Annotated in this window: 7 protein-coding genes; 2 read left to right on the top strand and 5 right to left on the bottom strand. The window is 71.2% G+C overall.

All coding sequences use genetic code 11. The features are described 5' to 3' along the window. Positions 1 to 57: 57 nt before the first annotated feature. Complete coding sequence (locus QF030_RS37460; RefSeq protein WP_307167005.1) at positions 58 to 732, top strand: 4'-phosphopantetheinyl transferase family protein; 675 nt, start codon at positions 58 to 60, stop codon at positions 730 to 732. 42 nt (positions 733 to 774) lie between these two features. Here the strand turns inward: QF030_RS37460 and QF030_RS37455 are convergent, their stop codons facing one another. The 5 genes from QF030_RS37455 to QF030_RS37435 form a co-directional block, all read right to left on the bottom strand. Next, the gene (locus tag QF030_RS37455; RefSeq protein ID WP_307167004.1) at positions 775 to 2,121 is read right to left on the bottom strand and encodes an NAD(P)/FAD-dependent oxidoreductase; all 1,347 of its coding nucleotides are present in this window, start codon (positions 2,119 to 2,121) and stop codon (positions 775 to 777) included. Between the two features lie 5 nt (positions 2,122 to 2,126). Continuing rightward, positions 2,127 to 2,399, bottom strand: a complete 273-nt coding sequence (locus QF030_RS37450; RefSeq protein WP_307167003.1) for an acyl carrier protein — start codon at positions 2,397 to 2,399, stop codon at positions 2,127 to 2,129. A gap of 30 nt (positions 2,400 to 2,429) precedes the next feature. Beyond that, the gene (locus QF030_RS37445) at positions 2,430 to 3,920 is read right to left on the bottom strand and encodes an amino acid adenylation domain-containing protein (RefSeq protein WP_307167002.1); all 1,491 of its coding nucleotides are present in this window, start codon (positions 3,918 to 3,920) and stop codon (positions 2,430 to 2,432) included. Continuing rightward, on the bottom strand, positions 3,917 to 5,053 hold the full coding sequence (locus tag QF030_RS37440) for an acyl-CoA dehydrogenase family protein (RefSeq protein WP_307167001.1): 1,137 nt from the start codon (positions 5,051 to 5,053) through the stop codon (positions 3,917 to 3,919). Before QF030_RS37440 ends, QF030_RS37445 begins: the two co-directional genes overlap by 4 nt. A 270-nt stretch (positions 5,054 to 5,323) precedes the next feature. Beyond that, complete coding sequence (locus QF030_RS37435) at positions 5,324 to 6,091, bottom strand: thioesterase II family protein (protein ID WP_307167000.1); 768 nt, start codon at positions 6,089 to 6,091, stop codon at positions 5,324 to 5,326. Between the two features lie 197 nt (positions 6,092 to 6,288). On the opposite strand from QF030_RS37435, the gene QF030_RS37430 reads away from it, so the two are divergent. Beyond that, complete coding sequence (locus QF030_RS37430; RefSeq protein ID WP_307166999.1) at positions 6,289 to 8,364, top strand: acyl-CoA dehydrogenase; 2,076 nt, start codon at positions 6,289 to 6,291, stop codon at positions 8,362 to 8,364. Positions 8,365 to 8,468: the final 104 nt, after the last annotated feature.

Below are 8,468 nucleotides of genomic sequence, written 5' to 3'. Positions count from 1 at the left end.
CAATGATCTTCCGCAATTCGGCATCGGGATCCCGTGGGATACCGGAGGGGGCGACCCGTGGACGAGCCGCAGCTCGCGGGGACCGGCCACGTCGCCGTCTGGGTGGCGGTGGGCGCGGCGCCCCGGGACGAGCCGCTCAGCCTGGACCAGCGCGCCCGGCGGTTCCACCGGGCGCGCGTCGCCGCACATCGCGTCGGCCGGCAACTGGTCGAGGCGTACTCGTCATGTGCGCCGGACCGGCAGGCCTGGGAGCGCGACGGGCGGGGGCGCCCGCTGGTCGTCTTTCCCGGGGGCCTGCACGTGAGCCTCAGTCATGGCGAGGCCGTTGTGGCCGCCGCCGTGTCGTGGGACGCCCCGGTCGGCGTCGACGTCGAACGCCTCCGGCCGCTGGCCGACCGCGGTGCGCTGGCCCGGACGGCGCTGTCCGTGAGCGAGCGGCAGGCCGTGGACGCGTTGCCGGAAGCGCTCAGGGACGCCCAGGTACTGCGCTTCTGGACCCGGAAGGAGGCCGTGGCCAAGGCCCTCGGCACCGGCCTGGCCACCCATCTGCGCGGCATCGTCACGACCGCCCACGGCGCCGTGACGGCGCTGCCGGACCCGTGCGGTGAGATCACCGCCTGGTCGCTGGCCGACCTTGCCGCGGGGGACGGTGTGGTCGCCTCCGTCGCGGTACGGGCACCGGGCGTCCGCGTGGTGACCCGGACGCTCGCGCTTCCCGCGGACGAGGGCTGAACCGGACAGGGCGGCAATGCTGTCGCGGGCGGTACAGGCCACCTAGAAGGCCGGAGCCAGGATGGGCGCCCGAAGCGTGCCCAGGTACGAGTGCCACAGGTGGGTCGGGTCGTTCTCGACGGCGGTCACGGTCTCCCGCATGATGCGCAGGACCTCCGGCTCCCCCTCGTCGTAGAGGTCGCCCTGCAGCAGCCGGATGATGTCCAGCCGGTACCGCGGATCCGCCACGAACGTGGTGAACAGGATGTTGAGCCGGTAGTAGACCGAGATGAACTCGTACCAGTTGCGGACCCCGTTGCGGATCTTCGTCTCGAACGCGGAGAACCTGGCCTGCGAGAAGTCGTCGGCGTCGAGGGCCGCGACGATGTCGTGACAGGCCAGCCGCGCGCTGTTGAGCGCGACACTCACGCCGCTGGAGAAGATCGGGTCGACGAACCGCGCGGCGTCACCGATCAGCACGTACCGGTCGCCGCATATCTGGCTCATGGCGTAGCTGTAGTCGCCCTCGACCTTCAGGGGCGTCACCTGCTCCGTCTTCTTCAGCGCCTCGTACAGGTCGGGCCGGCTCTCCACGAAGCTCCAGAAGAACTTCTCGCGATCCATGTTCGCCTCGGCGAACCGGTGTTTCTGGGTCACGACCCCGACGCTGGTGACGGTGTCGGTGATGGGGATCTGCCAGACCCAGGTGTCGCTGATCGGCAGGAAGTGCACGTAGATGTAGTCGACCTTCTCGGGGCTGTTGGCGACCGAGGAGCGGTCCAGCCCGTCGAACCAGGCGTGGATGGCGTACTGGTTGAAGACGGGGTCCGCCTCCTTGGTGCCGAGCTGCCGGCCCAGCATGGTCTGGCGGCCGGAGGCGTCGATGACCATTTTCGCGGTGACGTCCACCTCCTTCGAGCCCACCTTGCAGGTCACGGTGACCTTGGCCGGGTCGTCGAAGTCCACGCGCATCGCGCGGATCCCCTGGAAGACCTTGGCGCCCAGGCTTTCGGCGTGCTTGAGCAGGATGAGGTCGAACCGGCTGCGGTCGACGTGGAAGGTGTAGTCCCGGTCGACCCCCGGCTGGTCGCGCTCGCTGAACAGGATGTCGGCGACGCCGAGTTCGTGGGTGAACGCGCCGGCCTGGTCGGCGTTGACGTTGCGCGTCCGGGACGACGTCCAGGCCGCTCCGTACTTGCGCGGGAAGCCCGCCGCCTCGATCTTGTCCATGACCCCGGTTTCCAGCAGCACCCTCGTGGTGGCCGGAACCAGCGATTCGCCCACATGCGGACGGGGGAAGTTCTCACCCTCGAACACGGCCACCGACTTGCCGGCCTTGGCGAGGTAGGCAGCGGCGCTCGACCCGGCCGGGCCACCGCCGACGATCACGACGTCGTAGTCGACACTCATGGCTGTCAGACACCTTCCGCGGGAACGGCCACCAGGCCGGAGACGAGTGTGCTGATGGCTGCTATGTCCCTGAAGTTCGCCGCGTTGATCGACGACAACGGTACGTCGACCCGCAGTTCCTCCCGCAGGAAGTTGAGCAGGAGTGCGCTGTTCATCGAGTTGAGGATCTCCCATTCGAGCAGCGGGGTGGACTCGGTGAGCTCACCCTTCGGGTCACCGTCGAGAAAGCTCTCGCTGATGAAGGTCGTGATCCGCGGTGTGACCTCATCGAGGGTCATTGCGCCGCCCTTTCGGTGGGGAGGTGGTGGTCACGCATCCGGTTCGTGCGCTGTTCGTTCCGCGCCGCCGGCGCGCGCCCGCAGCGCCGGTCGGTCGATCTTGCCGTTGCCGTTCCTGGGCAGCGGGGAGAGGATCCGCACCTCGTCCGCGACCATGTAGCGCGGCAGGTGCAGGGCGAGATGCCGGCGAAGGGCCAGGGTCCCGAGTTCGCTCTTCCGCGGGGCCACGAACGCCACCAGGCGGGTGTCGACGCCCTCGCCGACCGCCACCGCGGCGGCCTCCGCGACGTCGGCGTGGTTCTCGAGCACGGACTCGACCTCGCCGAGTTCGACCCGGTGTCCGCGGATCTTGACCATGTGGTCGCGGCGCCCGAGGTAGTCGAACGCCCCTCCGGGCAGGACCCGGACCAGGTCGCCGGTGCGGTAGGGGCCGCTCTGCGGCGGGTGTCCCCAGTAACCGGCCATCACCGTGGGGCCGTCCACGACGAGTTCGCCCTCCTCGCCGACGGCGGCGACTCCCCCGTCGGCCCGCAGCGCCCGGACCCGGTCGCCACCGGCCGCGATCCCGATGGGCACCGGCCGGTCGCGGTCCAGGTCCGCCTCGGTGACCTCGTGGAACGTGCACACGTTGGTCTCGGTCGGGCCGTAGAGGTTCATCATCCGCGCGCCGGTCCAGCCGGCCAGGTCGCGGAGCTGCGCGATCGGGAACGGCTCGCCCGCGAACAGCACGGTGTGCAGCGCCTCCGGCGCCGGACGGTCCAGCAGCCCGCCGTACCGCATCATGACCGCGAGGGCGGACGGCACCGAGTACCAGACGCTGATCCGCTCCGAGTAGAGGTACTCGCCGAGCTGCGCCGGCGCGAAGGACAGCTCAGGGGGGACGAGATGCACCGTCGCGCCGGCGCGGAAGGCCACGTACAGGTCGAGCACCGACAGGTCGAAGGTGAAAGGCGCGTGGTTGGCGAACCGATCGTCCTCGGTCGGCGCCAGCACGTCGTGCGCCCAGTCGACGAACGCCCGCGCGTTCCGGTGCGTCAGGCACACCCCCTTGGGCGTGCCGGTCGATCCCGACGTGTAGAGGATGTACGCGAGGTCGTCGTCGGTAGTGGCGGCGTCGAGGGGCGGCGCCGGGTCGTAGGGACCGTCCATCTCGACGCAGGGGACCCCCGCGACGGGCTCTCCGGAGATCCGCGGGATGCGTGAGCGGTCGGTGACGACGACGCGTGCCGCACAGTCCCGGACGATGGCCGCGACCCGGGCCGTCGGGCTGCTGCCGTCGACGGGCACGTAGGCGGCGCCGAGCCGCAGGACCGCCTGCATCGCCGCCACCGTCTCCGGGCTCTTTCCCGCCCAGAGCACGACCCGGTCGCCGCGCCGGACGCCCTGGCGGTCGAGTCTGGCCGCGATCGCGTCGGCCGCCGCGTCGAGCTCGCCATAGGTGAACGAACCGGACGGGGCGCTGACGGCCGGCGCGCCGGGCCGGCGCACGGCGGCCTCGATGACGAGCCGGTGCAGGCTCACAGCCCTTCCCCCCTCGCGATGAGTTCCAGCTGGATCTCGGTCGTCCCGGAGAAGATGGTCGTGGGCAGGCAGTCGCGCAGCTGCTCCTCGATCCCGGCACCGGCCAGGTAGCCGGTTGAGCCGAACAGCTGCATGGCGTCGAGGCTGTTGGCGATCGCGGCCTCGGACACGGCGGTCTTCGCCATGGCGATCGCGCCGACGTCCGTGCGGCCCTGGTCGAGCAGCCAGCAGGCGCGGTACAGCAGCAGCCGCGCGCTCTCCAGCCGCTGCCGCATCCGGGCGATCCGGTGCGAGACGGCCTGGAACCCGGCGATCTTCCGCCCGAACTGGCGTCGGTCGGTGGTCCGGCCCACGCACTCGGCCAGCTGCCGCTCCATCAGCCCGAGGTACGCGGCGAACAGACAGCCGCGTTCCCACCCCATGGAATGCTGGAAGATCGCCCCGCCGCCGCCCTCGGCTCCGAGCCGGTAGCCGGCCGGCACGACACAGCCCTCGAACCGCACCCGCGCCGCCAGGCAGCCGTTCAGTCCCATCTTCGGCAGCGGCGGGCCGACGACGACGCCGTCGAGCCCGCGCGGCACGGCGAACGCCGAGAGGCCCAGGAAGCCGGCGGAGGGATCCGTGACCGCATAGGTCACGAACACGTCCGCGACAGGGGCATTGCTGACGAAGGACTTCTCCCCGTTGAGCACATAGCCCTCGCTCGAGCGCTCGGCGGTGGCCCTGATCCGTCCGACGTCCGATCCCGCCTCGTCCTCGGTCATGGCGTTGCCGGCGATCAGGTCGCCCACCGCCATGCCCGCCAGCAGCTCCCTCGCCTCGTCCGTCCCGAACTCCGCGACGGGCACGGCACACGACAGCAGGTGTGCCGCGACGCCGAACACCAGGCCCATGTCGGGGCAGGAGCGGCCGAACGCCTCGAGGCTCAGCGCCGTGTCCAGAGCGCCGAGGCCGGCCCCGCCGTGTTCCCGGGGCAGGCACAGTCCTGTCAGGCCGATGCCCGCGGCGTCCTTCCAGGCCAGCCGCACCGACTCCGGGTCGGTGCTCGTCTCGTGCTCGGCGAACCGCTCGGCGACGGCCGCGCTCGTGTCGGCGTAGCGTTCACGCTGGTTCGGTGACCAATCGAATTCCATCAGTCGTTTTCCGGTGAGTATTCGAGCATTGCCAATTCCGTCCCGCCTCGATGGCCTTACTCAGAATGCGAAGGTGCCGTGGCATTTCATTGTCCCGGCCCGGCACATTCGGCAACATTAGGTTCCCTGTGGGCAGACCAAAACCCTTACCGCACCCTTATGCGAAGAGCGCCGCGGCTAGGGGTACGGTAGGGGTGCCGATTCGGGCGCGATCCACGTACCGTCCGCACGAGAGGCCGTGGACAATGGCCGGGAGGTGCGCCCGGCGCACTAGCCGCGACCCGCGTCCTGCCGTGCCCGGGAGAGCACGGACGCGATCACATCGAGCACCCCGGCCCGGCAGTCCTCCAGGTAGAAGTGGTCGCCGGGGAAGATCCGCAGATCGAAACGGCCGAGGGTGTGCCGCGACCAGGCCGCCGCGTCGTCGACGGACGCCTTCGGGTCTCCGTCGCCGACCATCGCGGTGATGTCGCACGACAGCGGAGGCGCGGAGTCGAACCGATACGTCTCTATGGCCGTGTAGTCGGCACGGATCGTCGGCAGGACGAGATCGAGCAGTTCCTCGTCCGCCAGCACGCGCGGGTCCGTGCCGCCCAGGGCGCGCATCTCTGCGACGAGTGCGGACGTGCCGGCCCGGTGCAGCTCCTCGTGCCGGACGAGAGAGGGAGCCCGCCGGCCGGAGACGAACAGATGCGCCGGTCCGGTCCCCTGCTCCCGGGCGATCCGGCACGCCACCTCGAACGCGAGGATCGCTCCCATGCTGTGGCCGAAGAACGCGAACGGCTCCGCGAGCAGCGGTCGGATCGCCGCGTGGATCCGGTCGGCCAGATCGGCGATCGTGCGGACGTGGGGCTCGCCGGCCCGGTCCTGTCGGCCCGGGTACTGCAGCGCCAGCACCTCGACGTCCCCGGGCGCCGACCTCGACCACGGATGGAAATAGCTCGCGGCGCCGCCCGCGTGGGGGAAACAGAACAGACGTGAACCCCCCGGCACCTGACGGTAGACGCGGACCCAGCTGTCGCTGCCGGTATTTCCCACTTCCGTCACCCTCCCCGAGCACAGGACAATTGTCGATACCTCATGGTGTTCGAGCCTATCCCCGCCCCCGATCTCGCGAACCCCTATCAGGCCCCTATTGTCCCGGTCCCGCATTGCCCGCGTTCCGACACCGCTCCTACGCTCGGAACAACGGCATGACAGCGGACACCGCAGGCGGGACGGGCGAAATGCTCAGCGTGGATGAGAACACCGAACTGCTGACCCGGCAGTGGCATTTCCCCGACCTGGCCGACGAGGCCGCTCTGGCCCGGCTGTGGGGACTGGCCGCGGCCCGGGGCTGGTTCGACTCCGGGAGCCTGGCCGCCACCGTCGCGCTGGTCCGGGCCACCGGGGCGGCCGCCTGCCCGCTGCCCGTCATGGACGGCTTCGTCGCCACGGGCCTGCTGGCGACGGCCCCGCAGATCACGGCCGGCATCGCGGCCGGGGACATCCGGATCCTGGTGGCGGTGACGGACCCGGCGACCGGGACGGTGCCCTTCATGGCGGCCGGGACGGCCGCCTCGCACGTCCTCGCCCTGCCGTCCGGGGGCGGCCGCGCATCGCTGCGGCCCGTGGAGTTCGCCGTCCCGCAGCCCGGGCTGGCGTCACCCGCCTGGGCCCGGCTGCACCTGGGCGGACCGGAGGCCGACGTCGACGTCGGTCCGGAGCAGGCCGGCCGGGCGCTCACCCTGCTCAGGCTGGGCCTGGCGGTACGGGCGATGGCCGCCGCACGGCAGACGCACGACCGATCCGTCGCCCACGCGAAGGTACGCCGGCAGTTCGGCCGGGCGATCGGCGGGTTCGGCGCGGTCCAGCAGCGCACTGCGACACGGGAGATCGAACTCGTCGCGGGCGAACTTCTCATCGAGGATGCCGTCCGCAGACTGGGCGCCGACGCACCGGACGGTGTCCTCGCCACGGAACTCGCGGTGTCCCACGCGACGGCCGTCGCGTCGCGCATCCAACTGAGCGCCCATCACACCCTCGGCGCCGGCGGGTACTTCGAGGAACACGACGCCCCCTGGCTCTTCCGCCGGGTCCATGCAGACCTCGCGCTGCTGCCGACCTGTCCGCCACCGAACGGAACCGTCGCCGACCTCCTGATCGGGCCCGCGACCGGCTTGCCCGTCGTGGGCTCCACCTCGCGGGCGGCGGCGGTGCGGGAAGAGGCCCGCTCCTTCTGCGCCGCGCACCGCAGCCGGGTGAGGCTGCTCGGCAAGGGGGACGACCCCGGCCTGGTGGCGGAGATGGCGGCACGGAAGTGGTTCGGAATGACCTGGCCCGCCGCCGACGGCGGCCGCGACGCGCCCCTCATCGAGCAGCTCGCGGTGCAGGACGAGACCGCCTACCACCAGCTGCCGGTCGCCATCGCGATGGCCGCCGTCTCGGTGATCGGCGCCCCCATCGTCAAGTACGGCACGGCCGGGCAGAAGGCGCGGTATCTGCCCCGGATCCTGGACGGAGAACTCACCTTCTGCCTCGGCTACAGCGAGCCCGAGGCGGGCTCCGACCTCGCGTCGCTGACCACGACCGCGATCCGGGACGGGGACGACTGGGTGATCAACGGGACCAAGGCCTGGATCGGCAACGCCCACGCCGCTGAGTACATCTGGCTCGCCGTACGCACGGACGTGGACGCGAAGCTTCCACTGGCCGGGATCAGCATGTTCATGGTCCCGATGGCGACCGCGGGGATCACGACGGAACCGCACCAGGCCCTGTCCGGGCAGATCTGCTGCACGGTGCGCTTCGACGACGTCCGGGTGAGCGACTGCGCCCGCGTGGGCCCGGTCAACCGCGGTTGGCAGGTCATCACGGACACCCTCACCGGCGAACGGCTGCTGCTGGCCGGCGAGCTCGCCGGCATGTCCCGTCGGCAGTTCGACGAACTGCTGGCAGCCGTCCGTGCCGATCCGGACGGCGTGGCCGGCCCGTCCGGATCGGACAAGCGAGCCAGGCTGAGCTGTCTGGCCGTCCAGGTCCAGGCGGTGAACCTGCTGCTGACCGAGGCGGCCGGGAGAGCCGGATCCGGCGCCGCGCACACCGCACGCCTCGCCTCGTCGATGGCCGGCGTACTGGCCGCGGAGGTGGCGGAGCAGCTCAGCCGCGACGTCCTGGAGATCCTCGGCCCCGCGGCGGCCCTCGACGCGCCCGACGCCCCCGGCGCGGGCATCTTCGAGCAGGGCCTGCGCCTGTCCGTCCTCGCCTTTCTCGGCGGCGGAACCAACGACGTGCAGCGCGGGTTGATCGCCCGCGGCCTCGGTCTCAGCTGACCGGACTCCCGGAGCGCGAAGGAACGAATGCCTGGGGACGCCGAGACATACCGCGCCGCACGCGATCTGCCCCCCGAGGCCCTGACGGGCTGGCGGGACGCGCT

It is taken from the genome of Streptomyces rishiriensis, assembly GCF_030815485.1.
Classification (GTDB): Bacteria; Actinomycetota; Actinomycetes; order Streptomycetales; family Streptomycetaceae; genus Streptomyces; species Streptomyces rishiriensis_A.
This window is presented reverse-complemented; position numbering and strand designations above follow the sequence as displayed.